At 69.8% G+C, this 23460-nt stretch carries 18 protein-coding genes; 5 read left to right on the top strand and 13 right to left on the bottom strand.

Going from position 1 to position 23460, the window contains the following annotated elements; translation table 11 throughout:
- The 3 genes from OHT77_RS43760 to OHT77_RS43750 are packed head-to-tail and all read right to left on the bottom strand — an operon-like array spanning position 1 to position 3090.
- Positions 1-831, bottom strand: a complete 831-nt coding sequence (locus tag OHT77_RS43760; protein WP_266775629.1) for a carbohydrate ABC transporter permease — start codon at positions 829-831, stop codon at positions 1-3.
- The gene (locus OHT77_RS43755; RefSeq protein WP_328833945.1) at positions 828-1781 is read right to left on the bottom strand and encodes a carbohydrate ABC transporter permease; all 954 of its coding nucleotides are present in this window, start codon (positions 1779-1781) and stop codon (positions 828-830) included. Before OHT77_RS43755 ends, OHT77_RS43760 begins: the two co-directional genes overlap by 4 nt.
- The gene (locus tag OHT77_RS43750; protein WP_328833944.1) at positions 1768-3090 is read right to left on the bottom strand and encodes an ABC transporter substrate-binding protein; all 1323 of its coding nucleotides are present in this window, start codon (positions 3088-3090) and stop codon (positions 1768-1770) included. Before OHT77_RS43750 ends, OHT77_RS43755 begins: the two co-directional genes overlap by 14 nt.
- Positions 3091-3221: 131 nt before the next feature.
- Between OHT77_RS43750 and OHT77_RS43745 the strand changes: the two genes are divergently transcribed.
- Positions 3222-3881: a GntR family transcriptional regulator gene (locus OHT77_RS43745; RefSeq protein WP_328833943.1), complete on the top strand. Its 660-nt coding sequence runs from the start codon at positions 3222-3224 to the stop codon at positions 3879-3881.
- 369 nt (positions 3882-4250) lie between these two features.
- On the top strand, positions 4251-6614 hold the full coding sequence (locus OHT77_RS43740; RefSeq protein ID WP_328833942.1) for a carbohydrate-binding protein: 2364 nt from the start codon (positions 4251-4253) through the stop codon (positions 6612-6614).
- Between the two features lie 162 nt (positions 6615-6776).
- Here OHT77_RS43740 and OHT77_RS43735 read toward each other — a convergent pair whose 3' ends face one another.
- Positions 6777-7916, bottom strand: a complete 1140-nt coding sequence (locus tag OHT77_RS43735; protein WP_328833941.1) for a PucR family transcriptional regulator — start codon at positions 7914-7916, stop codon at positions 6777-6779.
- Between the two features lie 87 nt (positions 7917-8003).
- Between OHT77_RS43735 and OHT77_RS43730 the strand changes: the two genes are divergently transcribed.
- A complete protein-coding gene (locus tag OHT77_RS43730) occupies positions 8004-9059 on the top strand; it encodes a ferredoxin reductase (RefSeq protein ID WP_328833940.1) in 1056 nt (351 codons plus the stop codon).
- 7 nt (positions 9060-9066) lie between these two features.
- The gene (locus OHT77_RS43725; RefSeq protein WP_328833939.1) at positions 9067-10185 is read left to right on the top strand and encodes a fatty acid desaturase family protein; all 1119 of its coding nucleotides are present in this window, start codon (positions 9067-9069) and stop codon (positions 10183-10185) included.
- 133 nt (positions 10186-10318) lie between these two features.
- On the opposite strand, the gene OHT77_RS43720 is transcribed toward OHT77_RS43725, so the two are convergent.
- From OHT77_RS43720 to OHT77_RS43680, 9 genes are all read right to left on the bottom strand, one after another.
- Entirely contained in the window at positions 10319-10768 is a 450-nt protein-coding gene (locus OHT77_RS43720; protein ID WP_328833938.1) for a spore-associated protein, read from the bottom strand.
- A gap of 370 nt (positions 10769-11138) precedes the next feature.
- Positions 11139-12884 carry a bifunctional 3-(3-hydroxy-phenyl)propionate/3-hydroxycinnamic acid hydroxylase MhpA gene (gene mhpA, locus OHT77_RS43715; RefSeq protein ID WP_328833937.1) on the bottom strand — a complete coding sequence of 582 codons (1746 nt, stop codon included), beginning with the start codon at positions 12882-12884 and terminating at the stop codon, positions 11139-11141.
- Entirely contained in the window at positions 12881-14017 is a 1137-nt protein-coding gene (locus OHT77_RS43710; protein ID WP_328833936.1) for a VOC family protein, read from the bottom strand. Before OHT77_RS43710 ends, mhpA begins: the two co-directional genes overlap by 4 nt.
- 25 nt (positions 14018-14042) lie before the next feature.
- A complete protein-coding gene (locus tag OHT77_RS43705; RefSeq protein WP_328833935.1) occupies positions 14043-15959 on the bottom strand; it encodes an acyl-CoA synthetase in 1917 nt (638 codons plus the stop codon).
- Positions 15959-16915 (bottom strand): fumarylacetoacetate hydrolase family protein, encoded by a 957-nt coding sequence (locus OHT77_RS43700; protein ID WP_328833934.1) that lies wholly within the window; start codon positions 16913-16915, stop codon positions 15959-15961. Before OHT77_RS43700 ends, OHT77_RS43705 begins: the two co-directional genes overlap by 1 nt.
- A 185-nt stretch (positions 16916-17100) precedes the next feature.
- Positions 17101-18099, bottom strand: coding sequence for an amidohydrolase family protein (locus OHT77_RS43695; RefSeq protein ID WP_328833933.1), 999 nt, complete (start codon positions 18097-18099; stop codon positions 17101-17103).
- 831 nt (positions 18100-18930) lie between these two features.
- The gene (locus tag OHT77_RS43690) at positions 18931-19062 is read right to left on the bottom strand and encodes a hypothetical protein (RefSeq protein ID WP_328833932.1); all 132 of its coding nucleotides are present in this window, start codon (positions 19060-19062) and stop codon (positions 18931-18933) included.
- A 393-nt stretch (positions 19063-19455) separates the two neighbouring features.
- Positions 19456-20088, bottom strand: a complete 633-nt coding sequence (locus OHT77_RS43685; RefSeq protein ID WP_328833931.1) for a TetR/AcrR family transcriptional regulator — start codon at positions 20086-20088, stop codon at positions 19456-19458.
- A 666-nt stretch (positions 20089-20754) separates the two neighbouring features.
- Complete coding sequence (locus OHT77_RS43680) at positions 20755-21714, bottom strand: NADP-dependent oxidoreductase (RefSeq protein ID WP_328833930.1); 960 nt, start codon at positions 21712-21714, stop codon at positions 20755-20757.
- A 501-nt stretch (positions 21715-22215) separates the two neighbouring features.
- Here OHT77_RS43680 and OHT77_RS43675 point away from each other — a divergent pair.
- Entirely contained in the window at positions 22216-23331 is a 1116-nt protein-coding gene (locus OHT77_RS43675) for a MerR family transcriptional regulator (RefSeq protein ID WP_328833929.1), read from the top strand.
- The last annotated feature ends 129 nt before the right edge of the window (positions 23332-23460 follow it).

Here is a 23460-nt window from a genome sequence, read left to right as displayed (position 1 = left end):
CTATCCCTTGATCGCGCCCGCGGTCAGGCCGCCGATGATGCGCCGCTGCATGAAGACGTAGAACACGATCACCGGAGCGGTGGCGAGCAGCATGTTGGGATACACGACCGTGTAGTCCGTGGAGAGGCGGCTGATCGCGGCGTAGACGCCGGTCGTGACGGTGTAGACCCCGGACTGAGGGCCGAGGATGAACTGCGGATTGACGAAGTCGGTCCACACCCCGACCGAGTTGAGGACCATCGCGGTCGCGACGACGGGACGCATCAGCGGAAAGATCACCCGCCAGAAGGTGCCGTAGCGGCTCGCGCCGTCGATCCGCGCGGCCTCGTCCAGCTCACGCGGGACCGTCTGTACGAACGCGACGAACAGGAAGACCGTGGTGGGCACGGTGAGGGTGGTCTCGAACAGCAGGAAGCCCGGGATCGTGCCGATCAGTCCCAGCGCCTTGAGCACGTAGATCACCGGAATGACGAGGGTCTGGCCCGGGATGAACAGACCGGCCAGCAGCACGAGCATGACGACCCGGTGGTAGGCCCGCGTCCCGCGCGCGATGGCGTACGACGCGGGGCCCACGACCACCAGGTTCAGCGCGTTGACCGCCACGACGAACAGCAGTGTCACACCGTAGGCGGACACCACGTTGAAGTCCGGTGAGGTCAGCGCTCGGTGGAGATACGTCAGCGAGAAGCCGCTCGCGGGCCAGCCGAAGGGCTTCGTCAGGATGTCGTGCTGCGACTTGAACGCGTTGGTCAGCATCAGGTAGAGCGGGCCGACCATGACGAGCACGAGGACGAGCACGGCCACGGCGCGTCCCACGCGGCGGGCCGTCATGCGGACACCGCCTGCTCGCTGCGCCGGCGGGCCGAGGTGATCCCGACGGTCACCACGATGATGACGATCATCAGCACGACCGACTGGGCGGCTCCGTAGCCGAGTTGGGTGTTGTCGAACGACGACGTGAGGATGTTGTACACAAAACTCTGCGTCTCTCCTGCGGGGCCTCCGGCGGTCAGAGCGAGGATCAGCTCGTAGACACGGAGGAGGCCGATAACGACGAGAACCACGTTCACGGTCACGGTGGGCGCGAGCATGGGGAGCTTCACGCGCCAGAAGGTCTGCCACGGGGAGGCGCCATCGATCTTCGCGGCCTCGATGACGCTGTCCGGCACGGTCTGCAGACCGGCCAGGTACAGGACCACGTTCACGCCGAAGCTGGACCACACGATCACGCAGATCACCGTCGCGACGGCCCAGGTCGGGTCGGACAGGAACGGCAGCGAGTGCTTGGCCCCGACCACCGCGTTGACGGCGCCGTCGGTGCCAAGGATCGACGACCACAGGAAGCCCAGGATGACCGGACCCACGACGTAGGGGTAGAAGACGAGCACGCGCAGGATCGCGTTGAGCCGGCTGTTGCGGCTGAGCAGCAGCGCGACCCCCAGCCCCAGCACGTTGCACACGACGGTGCCGACGAGGGTGATGAGCAGCGTCACGAAGGCCGCGTGCCGGACGGCGGAGTCCTCGGTGAGACGGACGTAGTTGCGGAACCCGACCGGATGCGGCGGTGTGGTGAAACCGTTCCAGTCGGTGAAGCTGAGGTACACCGCGATCCCGATCGGGACGACGACGAGGCCGACCACCAGGAGCAGCGGCGGAGCCATCATCACGATGTCGACGGCGGACTCCCGGCGCTTCGCGCGCGACCGGCCGGAGTGCGAGGGCGGCCGGGGAGCGACCGCCACCGGAGCGGCCGGAGCGGTTTCGGTGCTACTGGCCTGCATTGTCGTTCCACCAGGAGTCGAGCTTGGCGGCTGCCTGATCGGCGGACTGTCCCGTGTACAGGGACTGGACGACGGTGTTCAGCTCGTTGCCGAACCCCGCGTTCACTCCGGGGCCCGAGGTGCCGCCCACCGTGCCGGGCGCGGTGTCGACGATCTTTCCGACGGCCTCGTCGAGCGCGGTTCCCGGATAGCTGTACCCGGACCGGAAGTTGCCCTCCGACTTGAGCGACGTCGTGACCGCGCCCTTGTCCGTCACGAGGTACTTGACCAGCGCGAGGGCGAGGGTCTGGTGCTTGGAGGACTTGAGGATCGAGTACGGCTGGGCCTGGCCGCTCATCTGCTTCGGCGGGGATCCGTCCGGCGTCGGGGTCGGGAACACGCCCACCTTGAACGGCAGGTTCTTCGCCGAATTGACGCTGGCGTTGAGCCAGTTGCCCATGATGTACATGCCCGACTTGCCGGCGAGGAAGTTGTCGATCGAGGCCTGGTACTTCTCGCCCAGCGAGTTCTTGGGGACCGCTCCGCTCGCGATCCAGCCCGCGTAGGCCTGGAGATAGGTGTGGTACGCGCTCTTCGCGAACGTGGTCTTCTTGTCGTTGCGCTGGGCGTACCACTGCGGGTCGTCGCCGAGCAGGGCCGGGTTGGCCATCATCGCGAACTGCGCGCCGGTGACCCACTCCCCCGCCGTCTGCAGCGGGGTGTATCCGGCGCTCTTCAGCTTGCCGAGGGCGGCCGTGAACTCCGCCAGCGACTTCGGTGCCGTGGTGATGCCGGCCTTCTCGAAGGCGGTCTCGTTGTAGTAGACGAGTGATTGGTTCTGCAGGCCGGTGGCGACCTGCCAGGTCTTGCCGTCCACCTTGGTGGAGTCGGAGAGCGGGGTCGAGCTCACCCAGGACTCGTCCGGGAAGGCGGTCATCTGCTGGGCGACCACGGGGTCGAGGGTGCTCGCGACGATGTCCGGGGCCGCTCCCGAGACGAGTTCCTGCTGCAGCGTGGACTGGACGTCCTTGCCGGAGGGCGACTCGATGGTGATCTTGACGCCCGGGTGGCTCTTGACGAACGGGGCGACCAGTCCCTGGTAGTACGACTTGGTCAGCACCGGGGTGATGTTGGCCAGCATGCGGATGTCGCCCGTCGTGCCGCCGCCCGACCCCGCGGACGAGGATGAGGATGAGCATCCGGCCAGGACGAGGACGGACGCGGTGAGGCCGGCGGTGACGGCGACCGCGGCCCGGCGCGTGCTCACCGGTCTTGGCCGGTCGGCGGGGACCGCCCCCACGGCGGCGCTGACGAATCTGCGGTGTCCCATGATGACCTCAATTCGATTCTCGTCTATCGATAAGATATCTGACGGTCACCGTTGCCTCTGTGTCAAGGGTTTGTCACCACATCGAGGCGACTATCGATAAGATGCGAAGTGGTATAAACCAAGGAGGCTTGATGCCAGACGCCATCGGGGAGCCGCTGACCCGGGTCCTGCTGTCCGACCAGGTGTACGCGCGGGTGCGGGGCCTGATCATCGAAGGCGCGCTGGCACCCGGCGCCCGGCTGGTCGAGTCCGAGATCGCCCGCCAGTTCAACGTCAGCCAGGCACCGGTGCGTGAGGCGGTGCGGCGCCTGGTGCACGAAGGCCTCGCCGACCACATCCCGCGCCGGGGCAGCTTCGTGGCGGTGGTGTCGCAGGAGGACGCCCACCACGCCCGCGCCGTGCGCGTGGCGATCGAGGAACTGGCCGCCCGCACCGTGGCCGCGCAGTCCTCGAACACGCCCTTCGAGGCGCTGGAGGTCCAGGTGGAGGCCATGCGGCGGGCCGCGCTCCAGGGTGACGTGGGAGGTTTCCGCGATGCCGACATCACCTTCCACCGCACGGTCTGCGAGATCAGCGGAAACCCTTTCCTCCCCAAGCTGTGGGGGGTGATGGAGCCGAACCTCCGGGCCCTGCGCGTCGTCTCCGACCCGCTGTTCACCGGGAGTTGGACCGCCATGGCCGAGGATCACGCCGAACTGCTGGAGGCTCTGAAGTCGGCTGATCCGGACCGGGCGGGAGGCAAGTTCGCCGCCCACGCGCGAGGGGACGACGGGATGACCCCGGGCCACTGACCCCGTCCCACCACGAAAGGGCCCCGCCGGAGAGATCCGGCGGGGCCCTTTCGCGTCCGAGCCGGCCGCGGCCCGGCCACCGAGCCCAGGCCCGCAGCGGGTGGGCTCGAGCGCGTCGGGCTCATGCGCCCGAGCCCAGGTGCCTCACCGGAAGGCACGCGCCTCCGCCAGCCGCTCACATTGGCCGTTCGAGATCCGACGCCTCTCCAGAGACCGGCACAGAGCGCCTGACCAGCAGCCGGACGGGCGCCGCTCCTCGCGTCATCGAGCAGCCTCCAGGCGTGGCAGCGACCTGGGGGCGGACGAAACGATTGACGAGACCCGGGGCGGACTCTATTTTCGCGACTATCGATAACCGATTGGAGTTCGATGTCCAACCGCTCCAGATCCCGCGCCGCCGCCCTCACGGTGGCCGCGGTCTTCCTCTCCCTCGGCTCGGGCGCCCTCGCCACCAGCGCGCAGGCCTCGCCACGGCCGCACACCTTCCACGTCTCCCCCAGCGGCTCGGACCGGCACGCGGGTACCGCCCGGTCACCCTTCAGGACGATCCACCGCTGTTCCGCCGTGATGTCCCCGGGTGACCGCTGTGTCATCGGCTCCGGCACCTACCACGAGACGATCACCCCGGCGCGGAGCGGGACCGCCACGGCCCCGATCACCTACACGGCGGCTCCGGGCGCGCGGGTCGTCGTCGACGGCGCCGACCCGGTGACCGGATGGCGGTCCGTCTCCGGCAAGGACTTGGACGCCCTCGAACGCGACGACCCCTTCATGGCCGGCTCCGGCTTCGCGACCGCAGTCGCGACCGGCGAGGTCTATCAGGCGCACCTCACGATCAACCCCCACCTGACGGGCAACCAGGTGTTCTGGAAGGGCGCGGCGCAGATCGAAGCCCAGTGGCCCTACCCCGGAGACGACGTCAGCGTGCCGACGCTCGCCTCCGCGCAGTCCGGCACCACCGACAGCCTCTCCGACACCGCCCTCACGCAGCCCGCAGGCTTCTGGAAGGGAGCACAGCTGACGGCGCACAACTGGTTCGTCAGCGAGACGGGTACCGTCACCGACTCACAGGTCGGCACCATCACCGCGGCGGGGCTGCCCACCTGTGTGGGGCTGAGCCCGAACCAGAGCACCAACTACTCGCTCAAGGGCAAACTCGAACTCCTCACGCACCCCGGCCAGTGGTTCTACCAGGCCTCCGCGCACATGCTGTACCTGTACTCACCCGACGGTTCGAAGCCGTCCGACGGTTCCGTGGCGGCGAAGCAACGGGCCGCCGCCATCGACCTCGGCGGCCGCTCGCACATAACCGTCGAGGGCCTGGGGATCCGCGGCGCCACCGCCCAGACGTCCGCCGCCTCCACCGGAGTCGTCCTCGACGGCATCGTCGCCCACGACATCTCCTCCGACGCGGCGCTGAACCCCGACCCCGCCATGGTCACCGCGCCCGACAGTTGCGCCGTCCTGACCGCCGGCGAGACGACGTCCGGCATCCTGCTCAAGGGCCGCGGCAACGTACTCCGCAACAGCCTGGTCGACGGCAGCACCGGCAACGGCGTGGTCATGTCCGGCACCGGCAACACCGTGGAGAACACCACGATCCTGCACGTCGACACACTGGGCAGTTACGCGGCGGGCATCAACGTCCTCGGCTCGGACCAGCGCATCGTCCACAACACGATCCAGAGCTCGGGCCGCAGCGGCATCAACATCGACAACAAGGTCGCCGGCTTCACCTCCGCGGGCCACACCATCGCCTACAACGACATCTCCGACTACGACAACCTGGTCGTCGACGGCGGCGCCATCTACGTCTGCTGCTCGGTGAACCTCGCGACCACGGTGATCCATCACAACCAGCTCCACGACCCGTCCCCGTTCGCGCACACCGCGCCGGCACCGGGCGTCTATCTCGACAACAGCACCTATAACGCGACCGTGTACAACAACGTCGCCTGGAACCGCACCACTTACGGGGCCGTGCTGATCAACCCCAACGGACAGAGCACCTCGGGCAACCGGATCTACAACAACACCTCCGGCACCGACACCAACGTGGCCAGCACCTTCGGCGGCACCTACTCCGACACCGAGATCGTCAACAACATCGGTGTCACCGGGAACGATCCGGGGATCACGAACTCCCACAACTTCACCCCCGTCAGTGCCGCGCGGTTCACCGACCCGGCCGCGAACGACTTCACGCTCACGGCCGACTCCCCCGCCCGCAACGCGGGACTGGTCCACCCACCGGCGACGGACGGCTCCACCGACCCGCACCCGAGCCTCGGCGCCTACCAGTACGGCGCACCGAAGTGGGTCGGCGGCGCCACCCGGACCGGTCCGCAGACCGAGGCCGAGTCCTACTCCTCCAGCAGCGGCGTCAGCACCCACGCCGCCGGCACGGGCACCGTCGTCGGCAGCTTCGACGGCGGGGACTGGGTCGGCTACGACCACGTCGACTTCGGCACCGACGCGGACCTGTTCACCGCGTTCGTCGGCGTGGAGGACGCCTACGCCAACAAGGGCATCGAGATCCACCTCGACTCCGTCACGGGGCCGCGGATCGGTGTGCTGCACGTCGCGGGCACCGGCGGTTTCGACACCCTCTCCGTCCAGTCCACGTCGATCGTTCCCACCAGCGGTCAGCACAAGGTCTACCTCGTCGCCCCCGGCGGACAGCCCGGATTCGGCAACCTGGACCACTTCTCGTTCAACCACGCGAGCCGGTAGCCCCAGCACCCGGCGAACAGGAAGCCCTTCTACGGTCCGACACCGGTTCCCGAAGCGTTCAGGGAGCCGGTGCCGGACCGGCCGACGCGCGGGACTCGGTTCCTCCTCCCCCGTCGTAGAGCTGAAAGGGAGGAACCCCTCACGTACCCCTCGGCCTACGCGTCAGCCGGTCCGAAGCCCGACGGCCAGCGTCAGTTCGAGGACCCGGTGCGGCGATGCGAGATCCGGAAACAGCTCCCGCAACTGCGTCATCCGGTACCGGACCGTCTGAGGATGGACGAACAACGCCGCCGCCACCTCATCCCGCCGTCCCTGGTGCAGCAGCCACGCCCGCAACGTCTCCTCCAGCCGCCGCGCGGTCGCGACAGGCACGGTCCGCAACGGCGCCAGGGCACGGGCACGCAGGTCCGCGAACGCGTCCGCGTCGGCGCTCAGCACCAGTTCGGGCAGATGGTCCTCGGTGTCGCGGATGTCGGAAGAGAGGGAGCGTGCGCGCACCGCCCGTGCGTAGGAGGCGGACGCACGAGTCCATGGCCGGGGCGGCCCGATCACGGCGGAGCGTTCGTTCAACTGCCGTACGAGATGCGGTCGGTCGGCATCGGGGACGAGCAGTACACCGGTGGCGTCCGGCAGATCGTCCAGGACGAGGGTGCTCTGGTCGAGGGTCCGGTAGGCGGGCCGGGCCTGAACGGCGGGCAGCAGGACCGCGGTCAGCGACACCGGGGCCTGCCACCCGGCTCGTTGAGCGGAGACCAGCAGCACGTCCGGGCTCGCGCCGGCGACGAGGTCCCGGGCCAGCTGTTCCAGGTGCCGTTCGTGGGCCCTGCCCCGGGCGGCCAGTTCGTCGGCGTGGCCCGCGGCGCTCGCTGCGGAGAGCTCGTCGATGTAGGCGAAGGTCAGCTCGGCGAACTTGGCGACCTCGGCCGCGGGCAGACCCGCGGGTACGGCACCCGCTGCCAGACATCGCCAGGCCACACGGGCGCCGACCCGGTACGCGCTGAGCAGAGCGTCCATCGAACGGCCGTCGCGCACCTCGCCGCGGCCCAGCTCGTAGGCCGCGTCCCCGCCGTCGCCGCCTGTGGCATGGCCGCTCGCGAGGTCAAGGTAGTGTCCCAGGGCGGTGCGGACGGCCCGGCGGATGGTGGCGCCCATACGGCCCGAAAGGGCGCCCGCATAGGGTGGGACCTCGTCGATAATCGCCTGGACGACCTCGTCGGCGGTGGTCCTCAGCACGGCCCGAAGAGCGGTGACCGTCGTCTCATCCAGGGCCAGTTCGCCGGCCCTTCGTATCGCCTGATTCACGTTTTTGTTCCCTGCGAACAATTCTGCCGACCAGATTCACATCCTGCGGTCAGGACTTTACGCCCTGAGGCGCAGCAAGCTGGAGCGATGACGAGTGCAGCCCTTCGCAGCAGGGCGTGGAAACTGCTGGAGATGGTCACGACGCCGCTGCTGCCGTCCGACTACCTCGACCTGGTCAGCCCGCTGCGAGCGGGCGCCGACCTGCGGGGTCGCATCGAGGCCGTGCACCCCGAGACCGGTGACGCCGCGACCATCGTGATCAGACCGGGGCGAGGCTGGCGCGGCCATACCGCCGGTCAGTACGTGCGGATCGGGGTCGACGTCGACGGGGTCCGCCTGTGGCGTGCCTACTCCATCACCTCCCCGACCGACCGCCGGGACGGCCGCCTCACCATCACCGTGAAGGCGATCCCGGACGGCAAGGTCAGCAACCACCTGGTCCGCAGGACGACACCGGGCACGCTGATCCATCTCGACCAGGCGACCGGTGACTTCGTACTGCCGCGGGCCAGGCCCGCAAAGGTGCTCTACCTGACGGCCGGCAGTGGCATCACGCCCGTGATGGGCATGCTGCGCGACACCGAGTTCGACGACGTCGTCATGGTCCACTCCGCGCCGCGGCCGCACGACGTGATCTTCCGCAGCGATCTGCACAAGCTGGTCGCGGACAAGAAGCTGCGTCTGACCGAGGTGCACACCGACACGGACGGCGTGCTCGACATCGCCCGCCTCGACGAGCTGGTGCCCGACTGGGCCGAGCGCGAGACCTGGGCCTGTGGGCCGACGGGCCTGCTCGACGCCGCCGAAAAGCACTGGAGCGAGCACGGCGTCCCGGAGCGCCTGCACACCGAACGCTTCCGCCCCAGCATCGTCGTCGCCGGCGACGGCGGCGAGGTCACGTTCAGCACCACCGGCAGGACCGTCGCCGCGGGCGGCGCCACGCCGTTGCTGGACGTCGGCGAGGAGGCCGGCGTGCTCATGCCCTCCGGGTGCCGCATGGGCATCTGCTTCGGCTGCGTCACCCCGCTGAAGGCGGGCGCCGTCCGCGACCTGCGCACCGGCGAGATCACCGAGGCCGAGCCGGGCGTCCTCATCCAGACCTGCGTGTCCGCCGCGGCGGGCCCCTGTGACATCGAACGGTAGGAGCACCTTGACCGCCATTGACCCCACCGCCCACCTGACCGCGGAGCAGATCGAGGAACTCGGCCGCGAGCTGGACGCGATCCGCGACGAGGTGATCGCCGGCCGCGGCGAGAAGGACGCGGCCTACATCCGCAAGGTCATCTCGGCGCAGCGCAAGCTCGAGCTGGCCAGCAGGGGCGTGCTGCTGTTCTCGATGTTCCCGCCCGCGTGGGTGCTCGGCACCGCCGGCCTGTCCGTGGCGAAGATCATGGACAACATGGAGATCGGCCACAACATCCTGCACGGCCAGTGGGACTGGATGCGCGACCCGAAGATCCACTCCACCACCTGGGAATGGGATCACGTCTCGCCGGCCGACCAGTGGAAGCACTCCCACAACGAGCTGCACCACACGTACACCAACGTGATCGGCAAGGACAACGACCTCGGCTACGGCATCATGCGCGTCGACGAGGACCAGAAGTGGCACCCGATCTACCTCGGCCAGCCGCTGTGGAACTTCCTCAACGCCTGCTTCTTCGAGTACGGCATCGCGGCGTACGACCTGGAGCTCGGCAAGAACCTGGACAAGCGCCGCCGCAAGAACCCGGAGTTCCGCGCGCGGGCCAGGGCCGTGGGCCGCAAGATCCGCAAGCAGGTGCTCAAGGACTACGTCATCCACCCGCTGCTGTCGGGCCCGTCCTTCCTGCCCACGCTCGCCGCCACGTTCACCGCGAACCTGGTCCGCAACATCTGGTCCCACTCGGTGATCATGTGCGGGCACTTCCCCGAGGGCGTGCAGGTCTTCGAACGCCGGTCGATCAAGGGCGAGACCCGCGGTCAGTGGTACCTGCGCCAGATGATGGGCTCGGCGAACATCAGCGGCAGCGCGGCCATGCACTTCATGACCGGCAACCTCTCGCACCAGATCGAGCACCATCTGTTCCCCGACCTGCCGAGCAACCGGTACGCCGAGGTCGCGGTGAAGGTGCGCGCGCTGTTCGAGAAGTACGAGCTGGACTACGTCACCGGACCGCTGCCCAAGCAGGTGTTCTCCGCGTGGCACAAGGTCTTCCGGCTCTCGCTCCCGAACAAGAAGTCCAAGCTCACGACACCGGACCTCGAGCGGGAGCTCGTCGCAGCCTGACTGCCGGCATGAGAACCGGCTGCGACGAGCTGGTGCTGCCGGCGCGCTGAGCGCGCCGCACATCCTGTCGACCGACACGATCCGGCCCACCCCCGGCCACGGGGTGAGCCGGACCGCGGCAGTGCTGCGTGGGTCAGCGGACCGTGGTGACCCGGTGCTCCTTCAGCGCGGCGCAGTTGGAGCCCGTCACGTAGACGAACACGTTGTCGATGTGACCTCCCCAGTCGACGCAGTAACCCTTGCCGTAGACGTAGGCCGGTCCCGCGTACGACGTGTACGCGCCCTCGTCCTGGGCGTACCCCTCGGTGTCGGGAACGTAGACCCATGCGCCCATGTCCCGCGCGGTGCCGGGATTCGTGCGGATGGTCGCGACGCAGTTCTTGCCGGTGGAGGCGTTGTACGTCAGGTAGACGGTGCCCTGCGTGCCGACGGGCGCGGAATTGACGGTCTTGTAGGAGCTCCCACAGACCTTCTGCGCGGTGGTGTTCGGCGCCGCGGAAGCCGAGCCGGCCGCAACGGTCGTCGCGCCGACCGCCAGGGCCGTCATCGCGGCACCGGCGAGAACAGAATGACCGAATCTCACTTTTCCCCCTTATGACTTAGACGTGTCGTACTCCTGACAGGTCAGACACGTGCCGGTCCTCCAGGGTTGTGACCTCGCACCGGCACGATCCGGCCCCCTTTGACCGGGCGAGCCGAAACCCCGGCTGGATGGCCCTGACCTCGAGGGACAGGGAGGTTGCGGCGCCGCCGAGGCCCCGTCCGCGTGCCGCGCTGCCCCAGCTTTCACCCCAGGACATTGAGACCCCTGAAGACCAGCCGGCGGCCCGGGTGACCTGCCGTCACTCACGCGTGACGCCCCGACGCAGCACTCCCGCCCGTACGGCACGACACCGCACACACATCGGCGCGTTCCTGCCACAACCTCCCGCTGTCCGATGTGTCGGTCGAGTTCACTGAGGTCTGCCGGCGGCGACCAGTCCTCGGTCCTGTCCAGGGCGCCGAGCTTCGTCGTGGACGGCTCGCGGCTCTGCGGGAGCCAGGGTCCTTGCCCACGCGTGTGCCGACTCCGCGAGAGAGTCGTCGGTGCCGTGATGCGCGGCCAGCACCACCCGGTCGGGGCGGAGCAGGACCGTGCCGTCGCGCAGCCACGAGGAGAGGGCGCCCGTTGTGTCGATGGTGAAGGTCTCGCCCTGGACCTGAACGCCGACGGGCTCGCCGCCGGGGGGCAGCACCGTGACGATCCGGGCAGCCAGCGCTTGGGCCAGGCGTCTTTCGGTCGGGGTCGGAGTGCGGCAGGTGAGAAGGGCGAACCCGTCTCCGAGAAGGTCGTCGAGGCGCACGGGCAGGTTGTCGAGGGTGTGCATCGGAGGCTGGGGGCTGAGCTCTCCGGGACGGGGACCCCGGCCGGGCAGTCGGGCGAGGTTGTGGCCTCCGCCGGTGAGGGCTCCGCCGCGCAAGGCGGGGCTGAGCGTGGTCAGGGCGGCCTGCGTGAGCAGTCCGGTGTGCCGGCCGACGGCCAGTCCCACCCGGCGTGAGACCCGTGCCACGGGATGCGCGCTGGTCATCGCACGGCCGACACGGACGGCGGTTCGCACCAGATGGATCGCGTGGGGTCGGCGCTCGCTCTCGTAGGTGTCGAGAAGGGATTCGGAACTCTGCCCTGTGAGGACGCGTGCCAGCTTCCAGGTGAGGTTGTGGGCGTCGCGCAGGCCCGCGCCGAGGCCCTGACCGATGAAGGGAGGGGTGAGGTGGGCGGCGTCTCCGAGGAGGAAGACGCGGTCCTGCCGCCAACTGTCGGCGACTTGTGCGCGGAAGGTGTACCGCGCGAGGCGGACCACCTCGAGCTGTTCCTCGGGGATCGACCCCGTCCATGGGGACAGAAGCCGCAGGATGCGGGATCGGTCGGTCATCGCCTGTTCGGCGTCCTGCTCGCTGAGGCGGAACTCCCAGCGGTAGCGGTCTTCGCCTACGCGCATGTAGGTGGCGGGTCGAGCCGGATCGCAGACCTGGTGGACACCCTCCCAGGCAGGGAGGGGTACGGGACAGCGGACGTCGACGACGAACCAGTGCTGCGGCCGGCCCAGGAGGAGGTGGCGGGAGCCGATGGCCCGGCGGGTCGGGCTCGTGGCGCCGTCACACCCCAGCACGGCCGCGGCGACCACGGTGCGTTCGGCGCCGGCGGTGATGTCCTGCACGCGGACGGACGTCGGCAGACCGGAGCCGGGGGGCGCAAGGGTGAGGCCGAGGATCTCGGTCTCACCGTGCAGGCTCACCAGGGGTTCCCGCTTGATGAGGTCGCGCAGGATGTGTTCGAGGTCGGGCTGGTCGAACATGTTGGCCTGGGGAAAGCCGTGGGCACCCACAGGGTCGTCGCGCAGGAACCGGGCCAGGACGCGGTGCCGGGAGTCGACGAGCTGCATGCCGAGGCTGGGCCGGCTGTGTGCGGCGAAGGTGTCGGCGGCTCCGACGGCCTGGAGGATGCGCATGACCTCGTCGTCCACGTGAACGGCGCGGGGCAGCGGGTAGGGCGCCGGGTGACGTTCGAAGACCTGGCACGCCACTCCGTACCGTGCGAGCAGGAGAGCCGCGACCAGGCCGACGGGTCCAGCTCCGAGCACGGCGACAGGTGTGTCAGCGCTGTCGCTCGGCAGGGCCGAGGGCGACGCCGGAGGGGTGTGACCCTGATCGGAGGTCATGACTTCATGGCTTTCATCAGGGCGGTCAGCCGGGCCGGGTCGAGTTCGTTGTTCTCGCGCAGGGCACCCAGCACGGTGCGCAGCAGAGCCGGGGACGGAGTGGCGCCGAGGAAGTCCCGGGTGGCGGGAGGCCCCCACTGGGCGAGTCCGGAGGCGGACATGGCGGCCCATCCGGGTTCGAGGGTGTGGTCGAACAGGTCGCCGTCGGTGAAGTGCTCGACGAGGAAGCGGTCGGGGTCGCGCCAGTAGTCGAAGATCTGGCTGCCCTGGATGTGGCGGCCGATGCCCCAGGAGCGCCGGTAGCCGCGCCGGGCGAGGTACTCGCCTCCGGCGGCGAGGGCGTCGAGGTCGGCGACCTGGTAGGCGGAGTGGACGTAGCCGGTGTCGGGGCCCAGGTGCATGGCCAGGGTGTGGTGGTCGGCGGGCCGGCTGCCACGGTCGCAGCGGATGAAGGCCATGGTCGGGCCGCGGTGGCGCTGGCCGTCGAGGTAGAGGAAGTCGCTGACGATGAGACCGAGGTGGTGGAGGTACCAGTCCAGGGCGCGGCCGAAGACGCGGGTGGAGAGGACGACGTGGCCCAGGCGCTCCACACGGGCCGGCTCGTGTGGCGGGCGCTGGGTCGCGTTGAGGCGGACGCGGGTCGCGCCGGTGTTCAGCTGGAGTGGCTGCTGGCCGGGCAGGGCGGGGTGCTCGGTGACGCCGTGGACGACGCGGACGGGGATGCCGGAGGGGTCGAGGAGGTCCACGTGGTGGCCTCCTCCGTACTCGGTCGACGCGTGGACGTGCCGGCCGGTGGCCGTGGCCAGCCGGTCGAGGTCGGTGCGGTCGGCGGCGAGGAAGACCGGGCCCAGGAAGCGGGAGGCCGGGCCTCTGCGGATGACGAGGCAGTGCGGTCCTGGCAGGGTGCCGCGCAGATACAGGGCATCGGGGGTGCGGGCGGCGACGGTGAAGCCGAAGTCGCGGGCGAAGGTCTCCGCGCGGTCCAGGTCGGGTTTGACGAACTCCAGCCAGGCGATGTCGGCGACTTTGATCACGGGCTGCCGGTCGCGTCCGGGGTGTTCGTCGCGGCGCGCGCCGTCTTCACTGTGCAGCCCCTGATGCGGGTCCGACGCGGTGGGGGTGGGGGAAGTCATGGGTGCGGCTCCAGATGTCCGGTGCTCAGGCTTCGGTGAAGGACCAGGCGAAGGTGTACCGGCCGAGAGCGGCGGTGATGCGGTCTGCGGCGTCGGCGGCTGCGGGCCGGGGCAGGGTGACGGTCAGGCGTGCGTCGTCGAAGCGGCAGTCGACGTCCTTCGGGTCCGACGGGAGGCCCGCTGCGGCGAGTTCGTCGAGAACGGTCTGCCGCACCGTGCGGATGCGCAGGGGCACCTTGGTGGGTTTGCCTACGGCGGTGACCGGAAGGCTGTCGAGGACGATGACGTCCTTGGGTACGGCCGCGCTCTCCTGGAGGTGGGCGCGTGCGTGCTCGATGAGGTGACCCGGGTGGTTCAGTGCTTCGGGTGCGTCGGGGCCGAGGGTGACGTAGGCGATGGGTACCTCGCCGGCGTGGGGGTCGGGGCGGCCCACGGCGCTGGCTCCGGTGACGTGGGGGTGCTGGAGCAGCGCGTCCTCGATGGTGGCGGGGTCGATGTTGTGGCCGCCGCGGATGATGAGGTCCTTGGCGCGGCCGATGAGGTGGATGAAGCCGTCCCTGTCGACGCGTGCGAGGTCCCCGGTGTTGAGCCAGCCGTCGCGGACCGTCTCCTGGCTGTCCAGGTGCAGGCCGTCGGTGCCGTGTCCGGTGACGTAGCCGGCGAACACGGTGGGCCCCTTGATCAGCAGGACGCCGGGGGCTCCGGGCGGGAGATCGAGCCAGGTGTTCTTCGAGTCGACCAGCGCGGTCTTGACCTGCTGGTAGGGCATTCGCTGCCCCACGGATCCGGGCCGGTGGTCGCCGCCGGTGAAGCTGCGGGCCGTCGCGCAGGTGGCTTCGGTCAGGCCGTAGCCTTCGCAGATTTCGACGCCGGTGTGCTCGGTGAAGGCGGTGCGGACGGTCGGGGGCAGCGCCGAGGCGCCGACGACGGCGAACCGCAGGGAGCTGATGTCGGCGTCCACGGGCACCTGGGCCAGGACGGAGTAGACGGTGGGTACGGCGGACATCGCGGAGATTCGGTAGCGCTCGACGATGCGCCAGATGTGGCTGTAGAGGGCGGGCTCCCGGTAGCCGAGCGGGCCTGCCCACACCACGTGCTGTCCGCGCAGCAGGGGGGCGAGCAGGGTGACGACGAGAGCGTTGACGTGGAAGAGCGGAAGCCCGGCGAAGATCACGGACCGCTCGTCGAGGAGCGAGTTCGCGGCGATGCTCCAGGCGTCGACGACTTCGTTGCCGTGGGTGTGGGCGGCGAGCTTGGGAGCGCCGGTGGTGCCGCCGGTGTGGAACAGGGCGGCGAGGTCGTGGGCGTTCGGTTCGGCGCGGGGCCGTTCGTCCGGGCTGGTCGCCATGGCGGCGTCGAGGTAGTCGACGGTGGTTCCGCCCAGGGCTTCCAGGGCGGGTCCGGTGCCTGTGGCTGCGGTGGGCCGGAGTGCGTAGAGGGCGATGGGTTTGAGTTCGGCTGCCACGGCCAGCGCTGTACGCCAGGTCCCGGGGTCGAGTTCGGGTCCGGCGGCGACGAGGATCCTGGCGCGGCCCAGGCGCAGGAGCCGGGTGATGTGGTCGGCGGGGAGGTGCGGGTTGACCGGTGCGGCGATAGCGGCGGTCTGGGCCGCCAGCAGTGCGGTGGGCAGGAGTGCCGTGTTCGGGGAGAGCAGGCCCACCGATTCACGGCGGCCGATGCCGTGGGACCGGAAGAGGTGGACGAGGCGGTGCACCTCCGTGCGCAGTTCGGCGAAGGTGCGGGTGTGGCCGTTTTCCCAGTCCTCCGCGCGGGGCAGGAAGGTGACGGCCGGCCGGTCGGGCCACAGCGCGGCGGCCCGGTCCAGGACGGCGTAGGTCGAGGTGGGCAGGTTCCGTGCGGTCAGCGGCACTTCTTCGATCGCGGCCAGGGAGTCGGGGGTGGCGTAGTCGGGCCACAGGGCGGGAGCGGACGAGGTCGTCATCACAGGGCCTTCGCTGTGGCGGCACGGACCGGGGTCTGCTGGGTGCCGAGATCGAGGGAACCGTCGGGGGTGCTGATGGAGGCGGTCACCATGTCCCCGGGCTTGAGGTAGGCGGGGTTCTTCGCCTGCCGGGCGAAGAATGTCTTCCATTTCTTCTCGGGCGGCAGCAGCGATCCGATCAGCTCCAGTGCCTTGCCCGGTGAACGCAGGGCGGTGCCGCCAGGGGTACCGGTCAGGAGGACGTCTCCGGGGGCCATGGTCTGGAAGCGGGCGAGGGCGGTCAGCGCCTGGTCCGGCTTGGTGATCATCTCCGCCGTGCTGCTGTCCTGGCGGACCTCGCCGTTGACCGCGCACACCAGACGCAGCCGTTCCAGCGAGGCGAGATCGTGCGCGTCGACGAGCAGCAGTCGGGGGCCGAGCGGGGTGAAGGTCGGGTAGGACTTGCTCTCGTAGAACTGGGTCTTGGGCAGCTGCACGTCGCGGGCGCTGATGTCGTTGGCGACGACCAGGGCTGCGACGTAGTGGCCGAGGGTGGCGGTGGTGACGTCGGCGTCGAGGGGCAGCGGGGCGCCGAAGACGAGCCCGAGTTCGACTTCGTAGTCGAGCAGGCGGACGTGTCCGGGCCGGATGATCTCCTGGGCCGGGCCCGACACGGATCCGGAGGCCTTGCGGAAGAAGGTCGTGGGCACGAGGTCGGGATCGAAGCCGGAGTCGATGGCGTGGGAGCGGTAGTTGACCATCTGCGCGACGACGCGGCAGGGCGTGGTCACCGGTGACAGCAGCTCGCGCGGTCCGAGGTCTTCCCAGCCGTCGTCGGACCGTTCGGCCTCTTCGACGGCCTGCCGGTCGGCGAGGAGATCTGCGGTGGTGGCGGCGTCGGTGCCGACCGGGTGGACCCGGCCGTCGGCGCGCTGAACCCACCAGCCCTCACGCGTACGGACAACGGCTGTGCTCATGGGGTTCTCCTGCTCGGAGTTTCGGGAGGCGTGAGGAAACCGGCGCACGCTGCGCGAAGAGGGGTCGCGGTCTTGAGAGGGCTGCCGCCACACGCCTTAACTGATGAAAGCATCACTCTTGAGTGTCTAATCTGTCAACGCCACGTTTCCGGCAGGTACGGCCCGACCGCCATCGGGCCGGACACCTATGCGCTACGGGGTTCGCGCAGCCGGGGAAAGAGGCGCCGCGCGTTGCCGTGCAGCAGATCGGCGCGGACCGCCGGGTCCAGGGCCTCGACGAGCGGGCGCGCGAGGCCTTCGACGGCCCAGTCGGGCGTGAAGGGGAAGTCGCTGCCGTAGAGCAGGTGCCGGGTGTCCGTGAGGTTGAGCAGGGCGGGCAGGGCGCGGGGAAGGGTGAAGCCCGCGAGGTCGAAGTGGAGCGTGGCCAGGTCCGCCAGGACGTCGACCGGCGGCCCGTCCGCCTGCATCAGGGCGAACACGGCGATGCGGTCGGCGAGGACGGGCAAGGCGGCACCGGCGTGCGGGATGACGAAGGAGATGTGGGGGTGACGTCGCAGGGCGCCCGAGAGGATCAGGTGGGCCACGGCACGGGTGGTGTCGAAGGGGAACTCGATCATGGGGCGGGGGTAGCCGAGGCTGGTGTCCTTCCAGCACTGGGGTGAGGTCGGATGGAGGAACACCACCGCGCGGCGCTCGTCGAGGAGTTCCATCAGGGGTTCGTAGAGAGGGTCGCCCAGGTAGTGGCCCTGATAGTGGGTGTGCAGGGCGATGCCGTCGGCGCCCAGGTCGTCGAGGGCACGCTCGGCTTCGGCGAGGGAGGCGGGAAGGTCCGGCAGCGGAAGGGATGCCATCAGACCGAAGCGTCCCGGGTGGGCGCGGACCAGTTCAGCGCCTTCGTCGTTGACGTTTCGGGCCAGTTCGCGGACGGCGTCCGGGGTGCCGAAGTCGATCCCAGGTGAGGACACGGACAGCATCGAGGTCTGGATCCCGACCTCGTCCATGTGCCGCAGCGCAGACTTCGGGTCCCAGTCGGGGATGGCGGGCATCCCGTCCGGCTGGGTGATGCCCGCGTCCTCCATCGCCGCGCGCAGCCGGGCGGTGAAGAAGTGGGCGTGCACGTCGATCGCGCCTTGCAGAGGCGGGGCGCCTGCGGGGCCGCTCGCGGTGGCGCTGTTGTCGGTCATGGGGCTCTCCTCGCCGATGGCAGGTCGTCCCCTGTCACCTAGATGATGGAATCGTCAATTACGCGTGGACCATCAGTCAAGGAGTGGCGGCTTCTTTTCACTCCGAAGCCCGGACATCCCTGGCCGCCGGGCCACCACCCCTGTGACCCTGCGGCGTGAGCGGCTGTGCGGGTTGGACGGCGGGCGGCCGCGCGGGCGGCCGCGCGGGCGGTCAACGGTGCAGGGCCGAGCCGACCGGCCGGGGCGCTGCCGACCGCCGCTGTCTGCCTTCCGGGCGCGACTCTCGGCCTTGCCATCGCTCCTGCCGGAGGTGGAAACAGCGCCCGGGGGGGTGGCCGTCCGTGCGCGCAGGGTCTGCACTGGGGGCACGGATCGGGCGGGCGAGGACAGCTGGGGCGAGGATCGCGGAGATGACACCCATGGCTTCGGTGAACTCGCCCGTAGCGGCGTCGCGCACGCCATAGACGAGGTGCAGGCCGCGTCGCCGAGACCGGTTACAGCCTCGCGTCCGCCGGCGGCCGAGTGGCGCGCCAAGTTCGGCCCGCCTGCGGGCAGTTGCCCGATGGTGTCGGCGGGGGTCGCGCGGTGCTGGGTGGAAAGGACCGATCCCGTGATGGTGATGGCGACCGTGGAGCCGATCTCGCGGGTCGTGTCGTTCATGGCGGAGGCCACGCCCTGGCGGTCGGGTCCGAGGGAGTCGACGATCACGATCGGGCCGTACCGGCGGAACCGATCAGGCCGATGCCTAGGCCCGCGATCACGGGGGCGACGAGAAGGCGGGGTAGCTGCTTTCGGCGGTCAGGGCCGGTCAGGGAGGTCGGAGACGGTCAGTCAGAACAGGCCGGCGGCCAGGAACAGGCGATCTGCGGGCAGCACGGCCCTGTGGCCGATGCGGCGAGTGAGCCGGGGACGAGCCGGGAGGGTGGGCTGCGAGACGGGCAGCACCACCGTGGCTACAGGCAAGAAGGCAAGGGCGCCCTGGTAGAAGGCTGTACCCGTGGATGAGCTGGAGGAACTGCAGCCCTACGAAGGCGAATCGGACGACGGCCAGGGACTGGCTCATGAACGCGATCGCGCCGGCGCAGAAGCCGCGCAGGACGAACAGGCGCGGGTCACGGATCGGCCGGCGACCACTCAATCGGAGCACGATGCAGCCGGTCAGCCCGAGCACGGAGACGGCGAACGCGACGAGGTTCGATTACCGCGGCGACGGGGCATTTCGCGCCCCGCTCGACCGAACGCGTCGAGGTGCCTGGCGTTGAGAGCTTCCCGATCGAACAGATCCGCCGCGCGGTCGAGCGGCTGTCGCACCCGCACCCCGCTCGGCGCGCGCCATGCGAACCCGGATCGCACCGGTCACCCCAGCGCGGGCAACGGCCTGACGGAGATCTCGTGCGCTTCATCGGGAGGCAGGCCGAGCATGCGCAGGACCAGCTCGGCCGCCGCCTCTCCCGCTGAGGCGTTGAGGTCGCTGGTGGCCCCAAGCTGGACGAGAGCCAGCACGATTCCGCCGACGGCCCCGAGAGCGACTTGGGCATCCTTGATGTCGAAGCGTCCCGACGCCTTCCCGACCTCCAGGTCACGCAGAGCGCGCGGGCCCAGGCCGGTCCCGCTGTGGACATGCTGGAGTCCCCGGAAGCGGAGGATCCCGGTGATCTCCGGGTGGCTGGCGGCCAGTCGCAACGTGAGGCGGACGCTGGCCGCGAAGGTCTCGGCGGGGTCCTCGATGTCGGCCGTGGCGGCGTCGAGCAGTTGCCCGTACTCCTCCAGGGCGTCGGCGACTGCCGCGTCGAAGAGGGCGTCCTTGGTCTCGAAGTGGTTGTAGAAGGTCCCGAAGCCGACGTCCGCCCGGTCCGCGATCGCCTGAATGCTCACATCGGTGCCGCCCTGCTCGGCCATGATCTGACGGGCAGCGCCGATGAGGGCCTGACGGGTCTTGGCCCTCCGGCGCTCGAAGCGGTTCGCGGGCTGAGTGGTGGAGGGCTGCATGGCGCGATTCTAGTCGCCAACAGAACTGATGAGGCCATCAGTCGTCTGACATGACGGGAATCTCAGGATTGACTCGTCGGTCGACCAGTGAGGGTTTTCCCGGCGGCGCTTCCCGGCCCACCGCAGCACTGGAGGTCCCGGGATCTTGCTCCCCATACCTCACCGAAGCCGTGTGGCGGCACCCGATTGCCCTCATCGTCGCAGCCACCCACACGGTGCGTTGATGGACAGCGCCGTGACCAACGGCGCCGAGCGCAAGGTCGCTGCCGCGTTGCAGGACGCGACGGACACACCACAGGGGCGACGAAGGAACAGCAGGGCCTGGAAGCCCATTTCGACAGACAAGACGTTCCCTTCCCCCCACCCGGGAAAGTCGCCCGACACTCCCGACGACGCCTGACACTCCCCCGGCTCGGCGCATCAGCAACGGGCTTCCTCCGGAGACCCGCGCGGCCCAGCCCTGCTGCGTGCCCATGCCCAGGACACTCCGCAGACAGCTGCCACCGGATGCCGTCACCGCGAGGCCGGCAGACCCGTCCGCATACCGTTTCGGACCCGCCGCCTCAAGAGATGCAAGCGCCACCCAGGCCAAAGGGACCCGACGTGCACCCGTCCTCGCCCTCGCCACACCGTCACCGCATCACCGCATCACCGCGTCACCCGGGGTCATGAGAGCTCGATGACGATCTTGCCCCGCACATGCCGGTCAGCCTGGATCTCGACCGCGCGGCGGATCTGTTCGATCGGGAAGCTCTCAGCAACAGGCACGCGGAGTCGGCCCACCGCAACCATCCGGGCGAGCTCTTCGAGGGCACCGGGAGCCGCGTTCGCGCCGTTGGCCGCCGCCACGCCGTCGACCTGCGCGGCGATCGTGCAGATGCGGTCGTCCGGGACGCCCAACTCCCGGGCGGCGTGCACCGTCTCCACCCCGTGCAGGTCCATCGCGGCGGTGACACCCCTGGGGGCGAGCGCTCGGACGCGGTCGGCCAGGCCGTCACCGTAGGCGACCGGCTCGGCTCCGAGTTCGCGGAGGTAATCGGCCGACGACGGCGACCCCGTCCCGATCACGCGCGCCCCTGCGACCCGGGCTAGTTGGACGGCGAACACCCCGACTCCGCCACCCGCACCGCCGATAAGCACGGTGTCGTCCGGACCGAGGGCGACCGCGGCAAGGGCGGCGGACGCGGTGCGGCCCGCGATCGTCAGGGTGGCGGCGATGCGGTCGTCGACACCGTCAGGGGTGTGGTGAGCCTCGTTCGCAGCCGTCTCCCCGCCCGCGTCGACCACCACGAAGTCGGCGACCGCGCGGGACAGGGCACCTCCGAACACCCGGTCGCCGGGCGCAAAGCCGCTCACCCCGTCACCGACCTGATCGATCACGCCCGCGTAGTCCGTCCCGAACCCGACGGGCAGGGTCAGTCCGAACCGGCCGGCCGTCTCCTCGTCCGCGGTCATGAACCAGTCCATCGGGTTCAGACCGGCGGCGGCAACCCGCACGCGGATCTGTCCCGGGCCGGCCTGCGGCGCGAGAATCTCCCGGACAGCCAAGACCTCGGGTCCGCCGAAGGAATCCAGCCGGACCGCCCTGCTCTGACCGGCCGACGGCCGATTGCTCCGTTCCTGCATGTAGGTCTGCCTCCTCGATTTCCACGCACCCACCGAAACGGACCGTGTTCCGTTTACGTGGATGACCGTAACACAAACGGATCACGATCCGTTTTGGCCGCGCCAGAGGTACGACCGCCCCGGCCGGACGCAACCCACCACCGCGACGCACTCCTCGCGGTGACCACCCGCGTCTCCGCGTCGGCTGGCACCGAGCTGCCGCTGCGTCCGCTCGCCACCCGCAGCCGAGGTCGGCATCGCCACGCTCCACCGGCAGCCCCGACGCACGCTCCACCGGCACTCCCCGACCCACGCACCCCCGGCACTCCCCGACCCGCGAATCACTCGTCGACGCCGCCTACCGGAACCGTTTCGTGCGACTGACGACCGGCGCCTCTTCGCACCGACACGACATCCGCCGCGACATGCCGAACCGAGCCGAGTCGGCACTGCCACACACCCGCCGGAAAGAACCCCGTACGGCTTGACCCTCACGTGGCGTCAGGCTGCATAGTCACTGCCGTGGAGGATCACTGGACCGTAGGACAGGTGGCCGGGCTGGCCGGCGTGACCGTCCGCACCCTGCATCACTACGACGAGGTCGGTCTCGTACGTCCATCGGCACGAACCGCGACCGGATACCGGGCTTATTCAGCAGGCGACATGGAGCGGCTGCGCGAGGTGCTGGCCTACCGACGCCTGGGTTTCGGACTCCGGGAGATCGCGGACCTGGTGGACGACCCGACCACCGACGCGGTCGCGCACCTGCACCGACTGCGCGAGCTGCTGCTTGAGCGGCGTAACCGCGCCGACGCCATGGTGGCGGCCATCGACAGGGAACTGGGAACACGGGCGAGGGGGCTGACAGTGACACCGGAGAAGCAACTGGCGCTGCTCGGCGCACAGTTGTACGACGCGATCGGCGGCGCGTACACCACGACCCGGCGTACCGAGCCGCGGATCGCCGCGCAGATCTGGGACGCACTCGGCGACGCCCGGTCGGTGCTGAACGTCGGGGCCGGCACCGGCTCCTACGAACCTGCCGATCGCGACGTGACCGCGGTCGAGCCGTCGGCGGTGATGCGGGGTCAACGGCCCGCGGGTTCGGCGCCGTGCGTGGACGCCACCGCGGAGCAACTGCCCTTCGAGGACCAGTCCTTCGACGCCGCGATGGCGGTCTCCACCGTTCACCACTGGGCAGATGTTGCGGCGGGGCTGCGCGAGATGCGACGCGTGGCCCGCCGCGTGGTGGTGCTCACGTTCGGCACCGACGAACCGGGGTGGATGGACCGGTTCTGGCTCACCCGTGACTACCTGCCCGAGTTCGCCGATGTCCTGGCGACGTTTCCCTCGCTCGCCGGGATGGCCGACACCATCGGCGCCCGCGTGGAACCGGTACCCGTCCCGTGGGACTGCGCTGACGGCCTGTTCGAAGCGTATTGGCGCCGCCCCGAGGCCTATCTGGAAGATCACGTACGCCGAGCGGCATCGGTGTGGACGAGAGTCGGCCCCCAGGCCGAACATCGGGCGGTGCACAGCCTCGCCGACGACCTCGCCACGGGCCGCTGGGCCGCACACAACAGCGACCTCGCCGGACGCGACACAGCAGACCTCGGCCTCCGCCTGCTCACAGCGTGACGCACACTCTCGCGGGGCCGCCCAAGCCTCCCCGCTCATGCTCGTCACGCCTCCTCACATCCGCGACAGAGCCGCGAAGTTGGACCAGACCCCGACCCAAACCCGACCCAAACCCGCCCGGAACCCGCT

Source organism: Streptomyces sp. NBC_00252 (genome assembly GCF_036187565.1).
Taxonomy (GTDB): domain Bacteria; phylum Actinomycetota; class Actinomycetes; order Streptomycetales; family Streptomycetaceae; genus Streptomyces.
The sequence above is the reverse complement of the archived record's forward strand: the minus strand, read 5'-3'. Positions and strand labels throughout refer to the sequence as shown.

Bases quoted from the DNA above. Each gene is read 5' to 3' on its own strand.
- OHT77_RS43760 (WP_266775629.1), bottom strand. From the start codon at position 831: ATGACGGCCCGCCGCGTGGGACGCGCCGTGGCCGTGCTCGTCCTCGTG.
- OHT77_RS43755 (WP_328833945.1), bottom strand. From the start codon at position 1,781: ATGCAGGCCAGTAGCACCGAAACCGCTCCGGCCGCTCCGGTGGCGGTC.
- OHT77_RS43750 (WP_328833944.1), bottom strand. From the start codon at position 3,090: ATGGGACACCGCAGATTCGTCAGCGCCGCCGTGGGGGCGGTCCCCGCC.
- OHT77_RS43745 (WP_328833943.1), top strand. From the start codon at position 3,222: ATGCCAGACGCCATCGGGGAGCCGCTGACCCGGGTCCTGCTGTCCGAC.
- OHT77_RS43740 (WP_328833942.1), top strand. From the start codon at position 4,251: ATGTCCAACCGCTCCAGATCCCGCGCCGCCGCCCTCACGGTGGCCGCG.
- OHT77_RS43730 (WP_328833940.1), top strand. From the start codon at position 8,004: ATGACGAGTGCAGCCCTTCGCAGCAGGGCGTGGAAACTGCTGGAGATG.
- mhpA (WP_328833937.1), bottom strand. From the start codon at position 12,884: ATGACCTCCGATCAGGGTCACACCCCTCCGGCGTCGCCCTCGGCCCTG.
- OHT77_RS43710 (WP_328833936.1), bottom strand. From the start codon at position 14,017: ATGACTTCCCCCACCCCCACCGCGTCGGACCCGCATCAGGGGCTGCAC.
- OHT77_RS43705 (WP_328833935.1), bottom strand. From the start codon at position 15,959: ATGACGACCTCGTCCGCTCCCGCCCTGTGGCCCGACTACGCCACCCCC.
- OHT77_RS43700 (WP_328833934.1), bottom strand. From the start codon at position 16,915: ATGAGCACAGCCGTTGTCCGTACGCGTGAGGGCTGGTGGGTTCAGCGC.
- OHT77_RS43695 (WP_328833933.1), bottom strand. From the start codon at position 18,099: ATGACCGACAACAGCGCCACCGCGAGCGGCCCCGCAGGCGCCCCGCCT.
- OHT77_RS43685 (WP_328833931.1), bottom strand. From the start codon at position 20,088: ATGCAGCCCTCCACCACTCAGCCCGCGAACCGCTTCGAGCGCCGGAGG.
- OHT77_RS43680 (WP_328833930.1), bottom strand. From the start codon at position 21,714: ATGCAGGAACGGAGCAATCGGCCGTCGGCCGGTCAGAGCAGGGCGGTC.